This is a genomic window from uncultured Tateyamaria sp. (genome assembly GCF_947496075.1).
Taxonomy (GTDB): Bacteria; Pseudomonadota; Alphaproteobacteria; order Rhodobacterales; family Rhodobacteraceae; genus Tateyamaria.
Window position 1 is genome coordinate 1268643 of the sequence record NZ_CANMBJ010000002.1, and the last position, 19081, is coordinate 1287723.

15 protein-coding genes and 1 riboswitch are annotated in these 19081 nt (G+C 54.8%); of the genes, 9 read left to right on the forward strand and 6 right to left on the reverse strand.

From position 1 onward, the window contains the following. Positions 1-3: 3 nt before the first annotated feature. Positions 4-93: riboswitch (TPP riboswitch) on the reverse strand. A gap of 282 nt (positions 94-375) precedes the next feature. Beyond that, positions 376-1695 (reverse strand): aspartate aminotransferase family protein, encoded by a 1320-nt coding sequence (locus Q1A51_RS10365; protein WP_299599620.1) that lies wholly within the window; start codon positions 1693-1695, stop codon positions 376-378. Between the two features lie 108 nt (positions 1696-1803). On the opposite strand from Q1A51_RS10365, the gene Q1A51_RS10370 reads away from it, so the two are divergent. The 4 genes from Q1A51_RS10370 (at position 1804) to Q1A51_RS10385 (ending at position 6825) form a co-directional block, all read left to right on the forward strand. Continuing rightward, entirely contained in the window at positions 1804-2667 is an 864-nt protein-coding gene (locus tag Q1A51_RS10370) for a MurR/RpiR family transcriptional regulator (RefSeq protein ID WP_299596446.1), read from the forward strand. Between the two features lie 56 nt (positions 2668-2723). Further along, a complete protein-coding gene (locus Q1A51_RS10375; RefSeq protein WP_299201070.1) occupies positions 2724-3671 on the forward strand; it encodes a TAXI family TRAP transporter solute-binding subunit in 948 nt (315 codons plus the stop codon). A gap of 104 nt (positions 3672-3775) precedes the next feature. Beyond that, positions 3776-6388 carry a TRAP transporter permease gene (locus Q1A51_RS10380; protein ID WP_299596443.1) on the forward strand — a complete coding sequence of 871 codons (2613 nt, stop codon included), beginning with the start codon at positions 3776-3778 and terminating at the stop codon, positions 6386-6388. Beyond that, complete coding sequence (locus tag Q1A51_RS10385) at positions 6385-6825, forward strand: universal stress protein (RefSeq protein WP_299596441.1); 441 nt, start codon at positions 6385-6387, stop codon at positions 6823-6825. Before Q1A51_RS10380 ends, Q1A51_RS10385 begins: the two co-directional genes overlap by 4 nt. A gap of 266 nt (positions 6826-7091) precedes the next feature. On the opposite strand, the gene Q1A51_RS10390 is transcribed toward Q1A51_RS10385, so the two are convergent. After that, a complete protein-coding gene (locus Q1A51_RS10390; protein ID WP_299596438.1) occupies positions 7092-7445 on the reverse strand; it encodes a hypothetical protein in 354 nt (117 codons plus the stop codon). A 345-nt stretch (positions 7446-7790) separates the two neighbouring features. Between Q1A51_RS10390 and Q1A51_RS10395 the strand changes: the two genes are divergently transcribed. The 4 genes from Q1A51_RS10395 (at position 7791) to Q1A51_RS10410 (ending at position 13849) form a co-directional block, all read left to right on the forward strand. After that, positions 7791-8438 carry a hypothetical protein gene (locus tag Q1A51_RS10395; RefSeq protein ID WP_299596435.1) on the forward strand — a complete coding sequence of 216 codons (648 nt, stop codon included), beginning with the start codon at positions 7791-7793 and terminating at the stop codon, positions 8436-8438. Between the two features lie 194 nt (positions 8439-8632). After that, positions 8633-10606, forward strand: a complete 1974-nt coding sequence (locus Q1A51_RS10400) for a winged helix-turn-helix domain-containing protein (RefSeq protein ID WP_299596430.1) — start codon at positions 8633-8635, stop codon at positions 10604-10606. A 33-nt stretch (positions 10607-10639) separates the two neighbouring features. Then, positions 10640-11833, forward strand: coding sequence for a phosphatase PAP2 family protein (locus Q1A51_RS10405; protein ID WP_299596427.1), 1194 nt, complete (start codon positions 10640-10642; stop codon positions 11831-11833). A 126-nt stretch (positions 11834-11959) separates the two neighbouring features. Further along, positions 11960-13849: a S8 family serine peptidase gene (locus Q1A51_RS10410; protein WP_299596424.1), complete on the forward strand. Its 1890-nt coding sequence runs from the start codon at positions 11960-11962 to the stop codon at positions 13847-13849. A 123-nt stretch (positions 13850-13972) separates the two neighbouring features. Here Q1A51_RS10410 and Q1A51_RS10415 read toward each other — a convergent pair whose 3' ends face one another. The 3 genes from Q1A51_RS10415 to Q1A51_RS10425 form a co-directional block, all read right to left on the reverse strand. After that, positions 13973-14272 carry a hypothetical protein gene (locus Q1A51_RS10415; protein ID WP_299596421.1) on the reverse strand — a complete coding sequence of 100 codons (300 nt, stop codon included), beginning with the start codon at positions 14270-14272 and terminating at the stop codon, positions 13973-13975. 1207 nt (positions 14273-15479) lie between these two features. Next, complete coding sequence (locus tag Q1A51_RS10420; protein ID WP_299596417.1) at positions 15480-15662, reverse strand: hypothetical protein; 183 nt, start codon at positions 15660-15662, stop codon at positions 15480-15482. 584 nt (positions 15663-16246) lie between these two features. Then, positions 16247-16612, reverse strand: coding sequence for a hypothetical protein (locus Q1A51_RS10425; RefSeq protein ID WP_299596411.1), 366 nt, complete (start codon positions 16610-16612; stop codon positions 16247-16249). Between the two features lie 42 nt (positions 16613-16654). Here Q1A51_RS10425 and Q1A51_RS10430 point away from each other — a divergent pair, with 42 nt between their 5' ends. After that, positions 16655-17446 carry an inositol monophosphatase family protein gene (locus Q1A51_RS10430; RefSeq protein WP_299596408.1) on the forward strand — a complete coding sequence of 264 codons (792 nt, stop codon included), beginning with the start codon at positions 16655-16657 and terminating at the stop codon, positions 17444-17446. Positions 17447-18016: 570 nt separating this feature from the next. Here the strand turns inward: Q1A51_RS10430 and Q1A51_RS10435 are convergent. Beyond that, entirely contained in the window at positions 18017-19078 is a 1062-nt protein-coding gene (locus Q1A51_RS10435; RefSeq protein WP_299596405.1) for an ABC transporter ATP-binding protein, read from the reverse strand. Between the last annotated feature and the right edge of the window lie 3 nt (positions 19079-19081).

The window sequence follows — 19081 nt, forward strand, 5'->3', positions numbered from 1 at the left end:
ATTGTTGAGTGACCTGCGACCTCCCTCCGCCAGCATTATCTGGTTCAGGTTCAAAGGGTACGTCTCAGCTTTGCAGCGCCCCTGGCACTGCGAGGTGTAGAACGGTGAGATTACGTAGTCAAACAAGATCGGACGCCATTGTGAATGGTCTCGACACGGGGCGTCGTTTCAGAGCAAGCCTCAGTTCTCGTCCGCTGTGCCCACTTGATGCCACCGCTGTGATCTGTTTGTTCGACCCTGACCGCACGCAGCTTTTAAACGAGTTTATTGACGAACTGCGCTTGCGATATAGCTCTCTTTTAGAAGTATTTTTCGGCGTCTACTTACGACGGTGAGCTGACCGTTCCCTTGGCAGAACTGAAATTTTACAGGCGTTTACAAAACGTCTTGCAGGCTTTGCGCAAGCTTCTCGACCAACTCGTCGATCTGTGCTTCGGTGCAAATGTAGGGCGGTGCCAGCAAGATGTGGTCGCCGTGTTTGCCATCGATTGTGCCGCCGTTGGGATAACAGATTAACCCATTCTCCATCGCCTTTGCCTTGATGGATTTTGCCAGACCTTTTTCAGGTGCGAAAGGAGCCTTGGTATCCTTGTATTTGACAAGTTCCAACGCGCGAAACATGCCGCGCCCACGGATATCGCCGACGTGCTGGTGTTGACCGAATTCCGCGTTAAGTGACTGCTCGAAGTAACGACCCATTTCCGCAGAACGTTTGGTCAGACCTCCTGCGGTCAGCTTGTTTACAACGGCATTTGCAGCGGCGCAGGCAATTGGGTGGCCAAGATAGGTGTGCCCGTGTTGGAAGAAGCCGCTTCCTTGCTTAATAGCATCGTGAATTGCCTCTGAGCATAGCATTGCACCAATGGGTTGATATCCACCGCCCAGACCTTTCGCGATTGCAACGATGTCAGGGCGGACATGTTCCTGTTCACAGGCAAAGAAGGTGCCGGTTCTGCCCATGCCGCACATCACCTCATCAAGTATTAAAAGCACGCCATACTTGTCACAGATTTCGCGAACGCGTTTGAAATAGCCTGAGGCAGGGGGAACAGCACCCGCTGTTGCACCGACAACCGGTTCCGCGATGAAGGCAACGACGGTTTCAGGACCGAGGCACAAGATTTCATCTTCCAACTCGTTTGCCGCGCGAAGCGCATAGTCGTTTTCTGTCTCTCCGTCGTCTTGGAATCGGTACGCATAGCAAGGTGCGATGTGGGATGCGGACACCATGACCGGGTCAAAGGGCGCGCGCCGCCACATGTTACCACCGGTTCCAAGTGCGCCCAGAGTGTTCCCGTGATAGCTCTGACGACGGGCAATGAAACGTTTTCGTTCCGGCTGGCCAATTTCGAGCATGTATTGACGCGCAAGTTTGAGTGCCGCTTCAACAGCCTCGGAACCGCCTGAAACGATGTATACCTTTTCAATCCCTTCAGGGGCGTGAGCTACGAGGCGCGTGGCCAATGTTTCAGCAGGTTCTGATGTTAAAAAGCCCGTATGCGCGAACTCCAACCTACTCATCTGGTCAGCCATGGCAGCGATGACATCTTTATCCGCGTGACCAAGGCAAGAAACGGCTGCACCTCCTGATCCGTCTAGATAAGATTTCCCATTTGAATCATAGAGATATATTCCTTCACCGCGCACTGCGACAGGTAGGGTGGTATTCGAATTCCGCGAAAAAACATGCGACATGGCTGATCCAGTGGCGTTCATTGGGTGCAGCGACTGAAACAGATGATCCATTCGTTGACAATGACTGAAACAATAGAAACACTTTCGGCATGTCCTGAGGGGGTCCATTTGGATTCGACATTTGAAACACGGCTTTCCGATCGATACAGCGGTCTGAGCTATACGCTTCGCCAGGCGGCAGATTATCTTGCCAATAACCCGGTGGATGTCGCTTCGCGAACTCTGCGAACTGTGTCTCGTGAGAGTGGTGTTTCACCTGCCGCGTTCTCGCGCTTGGCTCGCGCTCTGGACTATGCTGATTTCGAAGAACTGCGTGAAGAGATGCGCGCGAAAATCGGGCGGAGCGTGAACAACTTTGCCGAGCGTGCGGAAAGGTTGCATAGCCAACACCAAGAAGGACGTGCAAGCTTCGTGGACGCACATCTCGCCGCGTGCCAATCAAACTTGCAGACGTTCGTGGATAGCCTGGATCGCAGGGCACTTGAAGGTGCCGTGGATCGAGTGGCTGCTGCACGCAAGGTGATGCTGTTGGGGGCACTAGGGTCGACAGGGGTCGTGGAATACCTGTCCTATATGGCAAGCTTCTGTGTGGACAACTGGATGATGGCGAGCCGCATGGGCGCATCTTTGGGTGGCGGGATGGCTGGCCTGGATGAACGCGATGCATTAATAATCGTGACAAAACCGCCATTTTCGGAACGCGCTATTCAAGCGGCTGCACTCGCGCAACAGCAGGGCGTTTATGTTGTTCTAGTCACCGACACGCACCGTTGTCCGGCGCTGAAACATGCATCGGTCAGCTTCGTCGTGCCGACAGACAGCCCTCACTTTTATTCATCCTACGTGGTGACAATGTTCTTGGTCGAAGCCATCATCGGGGTTTTGGTGAGCCGAACAGGACCGGCAGCACGGACACGAATTGCCGAGGTGGAAGCGGCCAACAGGGTGCTTGCCGAGGTTTGGGATCAATGATCAAATTGCTGAATATCAATCAAAGGGAGAACAGAATGTTTAATAAATTCAAGATTATGGCGGTCGGTGTTGCGGTTGTAACATTGACGGCACCCGTCGCAACTGCGGAAGAGTTCATTACAATTGGCACGGGCGGTGTGACTGGCGTGTACTACCCGACAGGTGGCGCAATTTGCCGCCTCGTGAATAAGGGGCGTCGCGATCACGGCGTGCGTTGCTCGGTCGAGTCGACCGGTGGCTCTGTCTACAACATCAACACAATTCGCGAAGGTGAGCTGGAATTTGGTGTGGCGCAATCCGACTGGCAGTACCACGCGTTTAATGGATCATCACGCTTTGAAGAAGCCGGTGCTTTTGAAGGCCTCCGGGCCGTGTTCTCGGTCCACCCAGAGCCCTTTACCGTTGTTGCACGGGCAGATTCCGGCATCTCGACAATCGCAGACCTGAAGGGCAAGCGCGTGAACATCGGTAACCCCGGTTCCGGTCAGCGCGGCACAATGGAAGTGCTTATGGAGGCGCTCGGTTGGACCACGGATGATTTCGCTTTGGCGACAGAGCTGAAAGCTGCGGAACAATCGGCTGCCCTGTGTGACAACCAGATTGACGCGATGGTCTATACGGTCGGTCACCCGTCCGGGTCGATCCAAGAAGCGACGACTGCTTGCGACTCCGTTCTTGTTGAAGTTGCTGGTGATGCTGTTGACATGCTGGTTGAACAGAACTCGTTCTACCGGACGGCAACCATCCCTGGTGGGATGTATCGTGGCAACGACAATGACACGATGACATTCGGTGTTGGCGCGACATTCGTGTCGTCCGCAGATGTATCCGAAGACGTGGTCTACACTCTGGTGAGTTCTGTCTTCCAAAACATTGATGACTTCAAAGGGTTGCACCCTGCATTTGCAAACTTGGTGCCAGAAGAGATGGCATCGGCGGGTCTGTCCGCACCGCTGCATGATGGCGCTGCAAAGTACTATCGTGAACAAGGCTGGGTCGAATAAGACCACCTGTCTATTTTGTGACCAAGGGCGTTTCGGCGCCCTTGGTTCCCTAATCCGCCGAAAGAGCGGGACGCCGGCACAAGCCATCACATGACGGGGACACCATGACACAGACCGACAACCGCACACTCAGCGAACAAGAGCTTCAGGAACTGGTTGCGGCCAGCGACAGCGGAGCCCGCAGCCCTACGGGCGCAATTGGAACGGCCATCGCGGTGGTAGCCTTGGTTTGGTCGGTTTTTCAGGTCCTGTTGGCATCACCTGCCGCGCCCTACATTTTGCCCGGCGATTTGATCAACAACTCTCGTCAGATACACTTGGCCTTTGCCGTCTTCCTTGCAGCGATGGCTTACCCTCTTTTCAAGTCCTCGCCACGGCATCGCATACCGTGGTACGACTGGGTTCTTGGTCTGGGAGGCGCGTTCCTCGCGCTTTATGGCTATTTTTTCTATGAGAAAATCGTGGCTGCTGGTGGCCTTGCCGATGCCGCGGACGCCAATTTCGCTCTCGCGGGCCTGACACTGCTCTTCATTGCGGCCTACCGCACGCTTGGACCGGTGATGGTCATCCTCGCCATTGTCTTTTTGTGTTATGTTTTCTTTGGATCTTCAGAATGGGTGCCAGATCAGATTCGATGGGCCGGTGCGTCGCTGCGCAAAGCGATGAGCCATATGTGGATCACCTCCGAGGGCGTCTTCGGCATTGCGCTGGGTGTATCGACAAAGTTCGTTTTCCTCTTCGTTCTCTTCGGCGCGCTGCTCGATAAGGCCGGGGCAGGGAACTACTTTATCAAGATGGCGTTTGGCGCCCTGGGGCACTTGCGCGGCGGCCCGGCAAAGGCGGCTGTTGTGGGATCGGCCGCGACTGGGCTGATCTCGGGCTCTTCGATTGCCAATGTCGTAACCACCGGAACGTTCACCATACCGCTGATGAAACGCGTTGGCTTTAGCGCGGAAAAAGCCGGGTCAGTCGAAGTCGCATCCTCTGTAAACGGTCAAATCATGCCACCTGTTATGGGCGCGGCTGCGTTCCTGATGGTTGAATACGTAGGCATTTCATATGTCGAGGTGATCACGCACGCCTTCTTGCCTGCGGTCATCAGCTATATCGCGCTCGTCTACATTGTTCATTTGGAAGCTGTTAAAAACAACATGCCGACAATCGGAAACAAGGTCGTCAGCATGGGTCGGACAATCGGCGGCATGTTTGCCTTTTTTGCCGGTTTCGCTGTTCTTTGTTACGCGACGCAGTATCCGGTCGGTTGGGTCGTTTCGCTCTTCCCGTCTGGGTCCGGTTGGATTTTGGCGGCACTGCTGGGGCTGGTCTATGTGGCCTTGGTCTATCTCGCGTCACAGGTTACTGATCTAGAGCCCGACGATCCCAACGCCGAGGTCGTGGAGTTGCCCGAGGTCGCGAGGATTTATAAGTCGGGGCTGTATTACCTGCTGCCCATCATCGTGCTGGTCTATTTCCTGATGATCGAAAGGAAATCGCCTGGCTTGTCTGCCTTCTGGGCGACGTTCCTGCTGTTTGGGATTTTGCTCACGCAAAAGACGCTCAAGGCGATGTTCCGAGGTGAAGACAATTCGATTGGTCGGCTGCGGGATGGTGTCATTGATCTGATCGAGGGGATGATCGACGGCGCACGCAACATGATCGGTATCGGTCTTGCAACAGCAACTGCCGGTATCATCGTTGGTACAGTGTCGTTGACGGGCATCGGTCAGGTAATGGCAGATTTCGTCGAGTTTCTGTCAGGTGGCAATCTGATCCTGATGCTTATCTTCGTTGCGATCCTGTCCCTCATACTGGGGATGGGTTTGCCCACGACGGCTAACTACATCGTCGTAAGTTCGCTAATGGTTGCGGTTGTGGTCGAACTGGGCGCGCAGTCGGGACTGATTGTGCCGCTAATCGCGGTCCACCTTTTCGTGTTCTATTTCGGGATCATGGCGGATGTCACGCCACCTGTTGGGTTGGCGAGCTTTGCAGCGGCGGCTGTGTCGGGTGGTGATGCGATCCGAACCGGTTTCACGGCATTCTTCTACTCGCTGCGGACCGTGGCCCTGCCATTTGTGTTCATCTTCAACACCGATCTCTTGCTGATTGATGTCACATGGACGCAGGGGATCATTGTATTTGTTGTCGCCACGATCGGCATTCTGGTCTTTACGGCCGCAACGATGGGTTGGTTCTTTGCACGTAATCGTATCTGGGAAACGGTTGCACTGCTGGTGATCGCCTTCGCGCTGTTTAGGCCAGGTGTCTTCATGAACCAGATCCAACCACCCTTCGAGGATGTGGCACCAGCAGCCTTCTCCGAAGCGGTTGGCAACGCATCACCGAGTGACCAGCTTAGGGTGATCATTTCCGGTCCGGATTTTGACACACTCGAGATGAAAGACCTGACGGTGCCAGTAACCATCCCGGATGTTGAAGGAGCGGATGCGCGGCTGGATCAACTTGGGTTCATGCTCGTTACCGAAGGGGACACGGTTATTCTGGAAGAACCCTTGTTTGGAACCGAGTTGGGCAATGCGCTGGATTCATTTGATTTCTACGGTGACAATCCCGTTTCGATCAGCGCAGTGAGAGCGACGGCACAGCAACTTCCGAAGGAGCTTATCTTCATCCCAGCACTTCTGCTCCTGGCATTTATCATATGGCTGCAAACGCGACGGGTGACTCCGCCCTTGCGCGAAGGAGAAATGGCATGAGTAAGACAGTCCTCTGCGCCGTGGACATCAACAGACCCCAAGACGAAACCAAGGTTCTGCAAGCAGCAAAGCGGCTGGCGGACATGGATGGTGCGCAGCTTGATCTCATCACAGTTGTGCCGGATTTTGGGGCGAGTGTTGTTGGTGCCTATTTCAAAGACCATGACGTGCAGACAGCCAAAGACGGGGCTGCCCAGTTGCTGTCTTCCTTTGGAGAAGATGTATTGGGGGCCAAGGCAAACCAATCCGTTCGCCATCTTGTAGCAACAGGCAGTGTTTACGAAGAAGTTTTGAAGACAGCGAAATTGGACAATGCGGACCTGATTGTTTTGGGTGCCAGCCGTCCGGATTTGAAGGATTTTCTGCTTGGGCCTAATGCGGCACGAATAGTCCGGCATTCAACTTGCTCGGTCTACGTTGTCAGAAGCGCCCCGTAGCCGCACATTGCCAGCCGCAGTCTGAGGTTGTTGCTTGGCCCCCATCAAAGGTGTGTATCCGAGGTGCCATATGGTCGTTGTCTTGCTCGCGGGGACAGTCTGCCGTGAACGACGCGACCGTCTTAGGCTGGAACACTAAGGTTGGAGCATGAAAATGCCTCCGACATCGTGCATAAAACCGATGTCGGAGGTCTGTTTCATCTATGACTTGTTTTAAATTTCTCGGCCTCTGATGTCCGTCTCAAGACCGTTTGAAATTGTTTAGGTCAGCATTTGCCGAAGGATTTCGAAACGATCACTTTGCCCGCGACGCTGATGGTCACCTTGACCCCGGTTGGAATGCCCCAGGTGGTGCAGATGTGCAGGCATGCCTCTGCAGCGGTCCCGTTCGGGATGACGTTGGGAATGGGAAAACAGTACTTACCGAAACCAAGCGGCAAGTTGAGACAGACTTTGCCGTTTTCCACTGTTACAGAAACGCACCCGGCGGCCATCGACAGGTGACCATCCTCTGTAACGCCATCTGCCATTGCATCGACTTTGTCAGCATAGTGGGACCGCGCTGCCTCCAATGCTGCAGCAACCGCTTCCTTATCAAATTCATATACTTCATCGGCCATCTGAAAAATCTCCATGTCAAAAGCTTAGTTTGTATTTGGCGGAACTGATCCAATCGGGATGCTAGGCAACCAACCATCACGGCCCGCTCCACAAGCATCGCCAAACGCTAGCGCACTGTCTTGAAATTGAGCCGAAACCTTCCCGAAATGAAAATATCTCGGTCGCAGGGGTGGTTGTTCCGAGATTTCGGAAAGTTTTCAGAATTATTTCAGTACACTGAGCATTATTCCGGCCACCAATGAACGCGGAGAGGGGCAGGGTATTGTTGCGACCGCCGTGGCGCATGATCCCTTGGCAGGCTGGCTTTCTCTACATTCATATGGATCGTTTGTTGCTGGGCAGGAATGGAATTGTCAGTTCAATCACTTACAGACCTGGAGCTGTTTCCGTACTACGCGGACATTCCTCTGGAGGTGCCGCATTGCCTCACTGGTGGCGAGGCAGAATATGTACGTGGTACTGTAAACGGATTGGTCTATGAGGGCTTGAAGGTTTCGACCAGCATTTCATGCGGAGAGCTGCAAACAGGCGCCACCTACGTTGCTCTAGGGCGCGATGCGCGGGGCATGCAGGTACAGACACATTGGATGTATTGCACACAAACTGCGCCGATCCCAACGCTTGCGATATCACATAATCACGGCACGCCTGGCGTGTTTGCCCCAGCACCCCATCTCGATCGATCCATGTTTGTAACGCTGGAGCCGCTTGGAGAAATAATAGGTGTGTCATCGTACCTGCCATCACACCTGGACGTATTCGAGTTCAAGCTAGGTACGTCGGGCGATTTGATCTCTACTGCTTTCGGCGCGCCCCATGTCATGGGCATTCGGATCAAAGACCCTTTTCTGCCACCACACTTCCTCACTGGGGCGCGCCGTTTGACGGTTACGGCCCGGTCAACGCGTACAGGCCAGTCCATCGGACTTCAGGATTTGATATGTGTACAGTCCGGTGATCCGGCCGTCTTTCTGCAAGAGAATTGCAAGTGATTGGCGCCGCGACAATAACGGTTCCGCATGAAAATGCGTGCAAGGAGCGGAAGCACGCGGCCGAACACCATATCCAGACCTCTGACAAATACGCGCATGGCGGGCAAAAAGTTCGCTTTTTTGTTGAAACCCCCGCCGCTTTGCGAAACCTTAACGGCGAACACAATGGCGCGGTCCGGGGGGAAGGAATCTGCGTGTCGGGGAAACTCAACACAGACACACTGGTTGTGTTGGGGGACGTCACTTACGATCCCAACCGTGATCAGCTACAGCGGGCCGACGGCACGCATGTTGTGCTTCGTGCGCAATCAGCAAGCGTATTGCGGTGTCTGGCACAAAGCCCAGGCATACTGGTGCCGCGGGACACTCTGATCGAGACGGTGTGGGACGGGCTGTCTGTCACCGACGATAGTCTGACGCAGTGTATCGCAGATATACGCCGCGCAATCGGTGACACAGATCGCGCGATCTTAAAGACCGTCCCAAAACGCGGGTTTATTTTAAACGCCGTCTTGGAAAGCGTAGAACGACCCGGCCAGACAAGCATGCCAGCTGATCTGGGAACGATGGCAGAGTTAAGCTCAGGCCATGGGAACGTTGTCGTCTTAACAAAGCAAGCATCTTTCGAGGCCGAAAAGACTGCACACACGACCCTAGACGCCTCCTCGGACGTAGAGAAACAAACCTTCACCAGCCTTACAGAAGCCGCCGCGACATGTTTAAGGCGGGCGCAAGGCAGCGGGGCGTCCAGTGCACTCGCCGCTGAATACGGCGATCCCGCACAACTCGCTGCACTGCTGGATGCCGCGCGGCCGGGAGAAGTGCTGAGCAGCCTCGATATTCGGGACATGGCCCACGCGTTCCCGCAACTTGTTTTTGAAGACCTCGGATACATCGACGATCAACAAAACACGCGCGCATTTCGCCTGCTGTCGGAGGGACCAGGCGATACATTCGGGCAAGGTTTTGAAGATCAACCTCTCTTGCCAACCATTTCGGTGCTGCCTTTGCAGAACATGAGCCAAGATGGGCCGGACATTCTTGGCACTGTTTTTGCGGATCGGGTGACAGCGGTGTTAAGCGCATCGGAAGAGATCAACGTGACCTCACGCTTGTCCACAGCGTCCTTTGTGCATGGTCCGGCCGATCTTCTTGAGGCCGGGCGGCTGCTGAACGCTGAATTTGTTCTTTCGGGCATGTACATCAAGCGCGGCGACAAGCTGCAGCTCAATCTAGAATTCACCGAAGTGGCCAGTCAGCATGTGCTATGGGCTCTCCGACTCGAAATGACTCAGGACGAGTTGCTTGGTGATTGTGAGCAGGCCTACGAGATTGTTGCAAAGGTGCGCCGCGCCGTTCTGATCAACGAAATTCGCCGGGCCAACACCAGACCTTTGGCAAGTTTGCAGAATTATTCGTTGATGTTCGCCGCCGTGGGGTTGATGCATCGGCTTTCACCCAAGGATTTCAAGAAGGCGCGTGATCTGATCGACGTATTGTCGGCACGCGTGCCAAATCATCCCACACCTTTCGCCTGGCGCGCGCGATGGCATCTTCTCCGCGTGGTTCAAGGCTGGTCGCAGGACCCTGACAAGGATGCCCGGGCAGCGCTTGATTGCACAGGCCGTGCACTGGATCTTGACCCGGAAAACGTACTGGCCCTTGCATGCGAGGGGCACGTTCTGACCAATCTGTTGCATCGGCTCGATGATGCAGAAGAACGCTATGACATGGCACTGGACATCAACCCAAACGATGCCAATGCAAGATCGCTGAGAGGCATGCTTCTCGCATTCCAGGATCGCGGGGAGGATGGGGTGCGTGACACGGAGCGTGCACTTCATCTGGCACCGCTTGATCCGCATCGCTTTTTCTATCTCGTCATGGCGGCAGGCGCGTGGCTGACGCCAAACAACTTCGCTCGATCGGAAGAGTTGGCTTTGGCATCGTTGCGACTGAACAGAACTCACACATCCACTTTGCGCGTTTTGGCTGTGGCACAGCACAGTCAGGGAAAAACGGCGGAAGCACGAGAAACCGTATCAAAGCTGTTGAAACTGCAACCCGATCTTCGAGTGAGCCGTTGGTTGAAGTCTTCTCCGAGCGCTGAATTCAATACTGGTAAGACATTTGCCAAAGCCCTGCGTGATGCAGGTGTTCCCGATTGAATAATCTTAATACGAAGCTGGAGGAAGGTTAAAATGACCGCAGAATTCTTTGGAAGCCCTCAGGGCTCGTACGGGTCCTATGGGTCGTATGGTTCTTACGGCTCGTATGGGTCCTACGGATCCTATGGTTCTTATGGCTCCTACGGGTCATATGCGGCCTTCGGCCTCCCAGAAGGCCCTATTGCCGCAGAAGCATTTGTAACCACGCGCGACGGGATTGTTGGGGCTCCATTGGGTCCTATTCCTGGCACCCAACCGGGCGTGCCCAACGACGTGCAGAACCTGCAACGTCTTTCGCGCGAAGTGCGCGCCGCAATCTTTTCTTTCGCACTGGACACCCAGGTTGAGCTGACTTTCGAACAAGGCCAAACGGCCAAGGCAACACTTTGGCGCAAAGAGGACGCGCACACGGGCAAGCCCGGGTGCAACTACAAGAAGCTCGCCAGAATCAAGGCGCCCAAGATGGAGGTCTTTGAAGAACAGATGGGCTTTCTGACGGGTTATGCGGACATTCGTCAGGATCGCGGTGCTGAGATTATCTCTCAGATTCCGGCACCTGTGCCGTTTTACCAAACTATTGGATTTATTGATCCGGCGCGCACACCGTATACGCTTGAATTGCTCGCCACCGGTCTTCGCTTCGCGAATTTCTGCGAACAGCAGTTCAAATACGTTCTTGCCGTCAAGCGACCGATTGAATTGTCGCCGCAAGTACAACCGATGATCGCCACACCAACCCATGGTTCGCTTCCCAGTGGGCACGCGACAGAAGCCTTTGTCATGGCTCGCTTGATTTGGAAGCTGATGCTGCATTCTGGAACACCACAATACGGGGCAGGGGGGCATTGGGGTGAAATGCTCATGCGGCTTGCGGCACGCATTGCGACTAACCGAACTGTGGCAGGTGTCCACTACCCTGTCGACAGCGCAACCGGAGCGATGCTCGGGCTGACCCTCGCTGACTTTATCTATGATCTGAGCACAGGGAATGGCTGGACGACCGCCAAGTTCCACGGACATCACTACGCTGGAAGTAGCGATTTCGAGTGGCACAAGCTCTACAAAGCGGATGACGACACCCAGAAAGACCAATCAACAGGACCGGACGGCGTTTGGGCTACCGCGACACAGCGCACATCCTGCAGCGCACCGGATCCAAGGCTCGCCTGGTTGTGGAACAAGGCACAAGCCGAATGGGTTGATTTCAACCCCAACCCAACGGTTTGAGGGCAGATGGCCATGGCCTATTCTTGGACATCGTCATCAAGGGACGAACAAGCACCCATCGATGCACTCACCTTTACCAGGCTGTCTAAGAGCCTGAATATACGGGACTCTGATTGGCTTTCAGCGATGGTAGAGCTTGAAAGCATCAGCCTCGCTGAACTCGAGGAGCGCTTGGCGGCTGACTATCCCAGCGATCTGCTTTTGCCGTCCGCGTATGACAAAGCTGATCGCAGCAGACGCCCTGAGCGGCAATTCGTGAGCCTTTTCGCGCGGCGAAACTTGATCGAAGCGCTGAACGACACCCAAAACGAATACAATGTTGTCAATGTGCATTTGGGGCTGCTTACACCGGAGGAGTGGCTGTCATTTGAAGCAGATGCGCCAGATTTGTCTCCGATCGAAGTGCCCAAGGGCAGTGTTGTGACGGCAATGATCGATGATGGAATTGGCATTGCGCACGAACTGTTTCGTGCTGAACCCGAAGAAACGCGTGTCGAATTTTGCACCGTTCTTCCTGCGCCGCCAAACCCTGATCGTGGTGACGCCTCGCAGGGCAGGGTGCTCGACGCCGATGAAATTGACAAGTATCTCCGTGAATTCACCCGGTCAGACCTCCTGGACGAAGATCAGTTCTATAGCCACACGGCTCAAATTGACTACAGACAGGGCAAATTCTCACCCGTATCGCTGCGACGCTCACACGGCACGCATGTGATGGGCCTGTCGACTGGTTTCGCTCCCGAGCTGAATGACGGCACGCGCCCAATCATTTGCGCAGTACTGCCACCCCGCGTGGTCGAGGACACGTCAGGCATCAGTCTGTTGCCCGCACTTTGTCTGGCTCTCCATGTGCTGGGCAAGCAGGCCTCTCGCTTTAAATATGATGGTGAGCCCGTGCCGATGGTCACCAACTTTTCGTATGGCAACTTCTCGGGTCCTCACGATGGGACCAGTGAGGTGTCTCGCCTGTTCGAGCAGTTTCTTTCGAGCGATCCTGAACAAACACGTTGGATGACACTGCCAGCGGGCAACGGCAATCTGGCACGCGCACACGCTGAGTTGCAATTTGACGGCAAGAATGCGGACGGGATCACACTTGATCTTCGAGTCTTGCCGGACGACCGGACTGCAAGTCACGTTGAACTCTGGATGCCGTTTTCGGAATCTGATCCTCCCCCGGATTATGTCTCGGTCACTGTGACACCGCCTTTTGGTCCCGAAAGCCTGACGGTCAAAGCTCAGCCAGGACAGCACCAAACACTTCTTGACGAGCTGGGTCGGGTGGTGGCGACGCTTCTCTACACTTTTGAGCCGGCGCCAACGGCGCGGGGGCTCATCACCTTGGCTATTGAGCCGACCGCCAGTCTTGATCCGGGCCGTGCATTGGCACCATCAGGACGATGGAATATCTGTGCCAAACCTAAAGATATCGCGCCGGATCAAATAGTGCAGGTCTGGGTCAGACGCGATGAAACACTTCCTGGATACCGCCCCGGCGGTCGACAGTCCTATTTTGACAATGGCGACTATGTGCGCTTTGGCCCATTTGGCGCTCCTTTGCCCGTTGATCCTCCGGACACGCCAAGCCCGATCAGGCGTGCAGGAACGCTCAGTGGGTTTGCCTGTGGGCCTTCTCCGATCGTGGTTGCCGCCTATACAAAGCGAAACGAGATTATCTCATACTACTCTGCAGCGGGGCCACTAACCCATACGCCAATGACACCCGAACCTTCGCGAAATGGACCTGATGTCGCTGCGGAAGGTGATGAATCCCTGGTGCTGTGGGGTGTGGTTTCAGCGGGATCGCGCAGCGGATCTTATGTGCGCCTCAATGGTACCAGCGTATCGGCACCAAGGGTTGCGCGCAAAGCGTCGGACGCGATCACTGATTGGAACGGAACTGCACGTGAGTGGGTCGCACTTGCAGCCAAGGAAGATCCTTTCGATCTGCCTCCGGGCACAGAACCGGAAAGAATGGGCCACGGCGGCATCACTATCCCAATCGAATGGTCTTGAAACGAACGCGCGGCCCTAGGCCGCGCAGGTTTCCTAGATGTAGTAGGAAACTGGACAAAGGCGGCTTATTCTTCGTGTGCACACTTGATTGAGCCGGGTGCTGCATTGCTGACCTCTTGTCCTTTAATGGTGAACAATCAGGTCGACCCGCGGGGCGTCACATTCTAGTGCATCGGCCCACGCCAAAAACGGTGTGATCCCGATGCCACCTTCGACCCAAATCTCGGCGGTTGGTCCAGAGCACCGAAATCGGCCAAACGGGCGTTGGATAGCAACCTCTCGGCCAAGCAAAGTGACGGTTTTGAGGTCTGACGTAAAATCTCCGAGGTCTTTGACCGTTACGCAAAGCAACCCGTCGCTGCAGATCTTCGAGAAGCTAAATGGATGCGGCTCTTCTGTGCCAGCGCCTGTAAATCGCAGCACTCCGAATTGTCCGGGCATGGCCCTCAAAGACTCTCCAACTGGCGACATAGTAACTGCCGGTGCTTTGAATATTTGTGATTTGGTATCCATAACCCGGGCGCATTTTATAGGGAAACAGCATCCATATTTATGCTGCCAGTCCCGCCACGGAGAAAAGGCCAGTATACAGCCTCGCTGGATCGCCCATCGTGAACGGTTTTATGATGAAGAAGAAATGGAAAGCGCCAGCCGTGAACAGAGCTCCCGTGGCTTTGTGTGTCCATCTCCGAAGGTGATAGGGGATGAAGGTTGCGACTGAGATCCCGACGAGGATCAACAGGCCATACAAGCTGATCTCACGCCAGGTCTCGGCAGGCTCATTGAGCGGGGTTTGGGCTCCAAACCAAGCGTGTCTGCATCAATGGTATCGTGAATTAGAAGCGCGAACATAGCGACGATACCCGCCCACTTATGCATAACACAGACCCGATCCAATTCACTAAAGAGCGTTTCAGTGCCCTTGAGCCGGGTGGACAGAGTTTGCCCGAAGCCATGAGAACCAAAGCTCCCAAGCCAAGGTACTGCGAGAAGAGCGCGACTTGGTTCGTCACATTCGGCAGCATGAAAAGTTGATGGGCGGGAAACAGTGTGGTCGCCGCAATTAGGATAATCCCGATGGGGTTCATGGCCAATCTCTAAAGCGCAGCGTTTTGCGCGGCAGAAACCAAATCATCTGCCATAAGATCATCAAGAAAGACGCTTAATGGCTGCAAACGCCCTGCGACGTCGGCCCTTCTGTAAACGGATGCGCATTGTGCTGTGACTGTGCCTTATTTGGTTTCGCAGAGCTCTGCCATTTCCGCGATAGAGAAGCCCTTGATCGCCAACATCGCGATTTCACACTCGACGCTTGTCAGTGACTAAGCTTTGAAGCGCGCCTCCATCACTTCGCTGAACGCACCTGAGGCAATCTTAATCTGATCTTGGCGCGTCAGTGTTTGGCGCAATTCATTGCTGGTGAACGCCAAACCAAAGAAAAGTGCGATCGTAACCAAGGCCTCGAATACGTCGCTGTCCGCGAGACGGTTTGTGGACGGCCGGCCACAGCAAGTCCCAAGCGATGCCCATCAGAAAGTATGCGCAACAGATCGTTTGAAGCGCGAGCACAAATCACAACACCGTGGCACGAGATAAATTCATTCGTTCATCCTGACTAAAGGTGCGCCCACTAGAAGGGGCGCACCGGGAGATGTTTATCGTCGTCTTCTCCTTCGTCATCATTGTCGTCCGAGGCTTCTCCCTCATCATCATCGTCGTGGTCGTCTTCATAGGCCGCGAGAACCAAGCCCGTCTCTGGTGAAATATCGAATTCGATGGATTGAGCACCGTTTGCGGCTTCAACTTCAATCACTCCATCCTCGTTTTTATCTCTGTGGCGATGTATCCGTGCGCTGCGAGCGCGGCTCGAAGTGCAGTTTCTGATGTGCCAAGCGCGTCACCGATGTTGATCTGCACCTGCGCTGCGGAGGGGATGAGAAGCGTTGCTAGAAGAGCTGACTTGCAGTGCTCAATCATGTTGTGTTCCCTTGCATTAAGTCTTCACCGCGCCGTTGCGGTTGCCTTGATATTGCTTCCATTGCAGGAAAGAAGAATTGGACTTCCGGTGGATTTTGAGTGGCCTGGGCCGAAGGTTTATCGCCGAAACACAAAGAAACGTGGCCGTTTATGCCTGTTGCACCATCAGTCAAAATGAGCTTTTTGCACAGCTTCGCTGCGACTGGCATGAACTATGTTGACAAGTACACGAAGTCCAAAAAATCGACTGGAGCGACAAAAACCAAATGCTTGGCACCTTTGGTAAGCGGGTGGTCAAGCGAGGTTCAAGCCGAGAAGTATGTTCCAAGAAACACGGTCAGGGTCAAAGTAAACAGTTTTTGGTTCAAGACAGCGAGTCAAAGCCCAAAATGCGCATGAGGTTGAGTTGGCCTGAACATTTCAATCCAGGAAAGCTGAATTAACTGCTTCCTGAAACGCCACCCCCGTTTGCTCTAGTTCGATTTCGGCAATTTCGAGCGACGGACACAGCTTTCCCGGCGATTTACAGATACCGTAACCACGCAATGTGTGGTTGTATGCAGCATTTTGATTGGGATCGTCATGTTGCGCCGAGCGATAATCCCAGCGGGTATTCCTGTTGAAAACGATATCGAGCAGGGGTTCATCTCCGCAGATTTGGTGCGGAGTACCAACTTGTAAAGCACATGAACTTTGACGCTTCTTAACTGGAGAAGGGTAGCTACGGTGTTGTCTCGTCCTGCGATTGCCGTGCCGACGATCTGTGCGTCGCAGCGAAAAGGGCATAAGTGTCTTCAAAGGCAAAAAATACTGGGAGGGACTGGAAAGTTGGACAGCGTATCAGAACGTTTGGAATTTGCGACGGAACTTTGCCACGCGGCTGGTGGCGTTGCACGCGACTATTTTGCAAATAGGGCTACACTTGTTGTCGATCAAAAGGGCACTCAGGATTGGGTGAGCGAGGCCGACAGGAACGTCGAAACCTATATCCGTAAACAAATCGAAACGGCCTGGCCCGATGACGGGATCGTGGGCGAGGAGTACACACCGAAAGCTGGGAGCAGCGGCTTTGACTGGGTGGTCGACCCGATCGATGGGACCACCAATTTTGTGAATGGCATTCCCACCTGGACCATCGTTCTTGCGGGTGTAAGGGATGGGCGCACAGAGTTGGGCGTCATCCACGATCCGATTGTTGGCGAAACATTTGCCGCCCTTCGGGGCGTTGGGGCAAAGCTGAATGGTGCTCCGATGCGGGTTGCCAGCGGCACTCCCCTAACAGCGGGCACCGTCGCGGTTGGATACTCGAACCGCGTGAAGGCGCGGCACGTGGTACCGATCGTGGCTGGCCTGATTGAGCGGGGTGCAATGTTTCATCGTAACGCAAGCGGTGCCTTGTCTCTGGCCTATGTCGCGGCCGGACGGCTGCTTGGATACGTTGAAGAACACATGAACGCCTGGGATTGCCTGGCCGGTCAACTCCTGGTGTCGGAGGCTGGCGGCGTGATCGAGGATCAGGATGCCGATTCGATGATCCGTGAGGGGGGACGAGTTATCGTTGGCACGCCAGATGTCTTTGAAACCTTGCTTGAGATGTCGGAGAATGCCTGGAGAGTATGACCGCCAACCGACGCTTTGCTAGCCAATGGCCGGCTGAAATGCGACAAGATCGGCGGTCCAGAGATGGCATTTCTCTGGCTGATCATGTGTTCGGTTGATGAGACGCTTTGCCAGTGCGCACCACAGAGGTGTCCCAACGGCACCATGAGTGGAAACCCCAAGGTCTGCCCTTGTGCGGTTGTTGATGATTTTGGTCACGGCTACGACGATGCGGGACCAGGCATCGTGGGCAGTTTCCCAACCTCGAAAATTGGTGACACGGAAGTCACAAAGAACGCATCTGCCGCAACTTCAAATTCGGCAGGTGGCAGAAAACCAGCGGAGCTGCGGTCGTTCTCACCAAGTTGCGGATGGGTGTGCACCTCAATTCCACGGGCGCAGCCAAAATGGCTGACGTGTCGCGCGTTTTTTGCTCAACGCTGGACCAGATATGCGTGACATGACAAATTCTGCCAACACGGCGAAGGCGGCGGTCCGATTACGACCCGTTTCATTTGGCCCCCAGTCGGGGATGGGAATGCTCGGATCGACGGTAACCTTGGGATGCGAGACGACGATGAGTTGCGGGGTTTATTCAGGGAGAAGAACGGGGCCCTTGGCGGCAAACCCCATGCAGACTTCGGCACCCGGCTCAAGCGGTGCCTCCACGTCGTCGTGGACAGCGAAGACCTGACCAAAGGCACCGGTGAGCGTGTATTCCATACGCACACCGACATAGGTGGATTTGGCCACCTTGGCAGATATCCCTGCATCAGCACCGACGACAAGGCGTGAGGGACGCACCGCGATGGTCGCAGGCCCTCGGCCCAAACCGCGTGACGGCAATGCGTGTTGGTAGCCTTCGATCTCGATTGTGGCCGTATCACCGTCAACGGCGATAATTTCACAGGACAGCAAATTCGCCTCGCCGATGAAATCGGCGACAAAGCGATCGTTGGGCGCGTCATACAAATTGCGTGGCGTGCCCATCTGGGCGATGGCAGCGTTGCGCATGACGACGATCTCATCCGAGACGGCGAGTGCTTCCTCCTGATCATGTGTGACGTAGACAACTGTCAAACCAAGATCTTGCTGAATGGCGCGAATATCTTCGCGCACCTGCCTGCGCAGCTTGGCGTCTAGGTTTGAAAGCGGCTCATCAAAGAGAAGCACCTGAGGTTCCAACACCAACGCCCGCGCGACGGCGACACGCTGCTGCTGGCCACCCGACAACTCGGATGGCAGACGGCTGTCAAACCCTTTGAGACCGACAAGATCGAGGCCATGCAATGCGCGGCTGCGCGCCTCATCCTTTGCAAACCCCGAAAAGGTCAGCCCATACATGACGTTTTCAAGCACTGACATATGCGGAAACAAGGCGTAGGACTGAAACACCATCGAAACATCGCGGTCAGTGGCGGGCAGGGTGGTCACATCGATATCCCCGATCGTGATCTTGCCCGATGTCGCCATTTCGAGCCCCGCGATCATGCGCAACGTCGTCGTTTTGCCGCAGCCGGACGGGCCGAGCAGTGTCACCAGCTTGCCCGCCTCGACATGGAGGTCGATCGCATCGACGGCGACCACATCCTTGCCGAATTTCTTGGAGACTTGTTCGAACCGCACGGGTGCTGCCTTGGATTGAATGCTCATGAG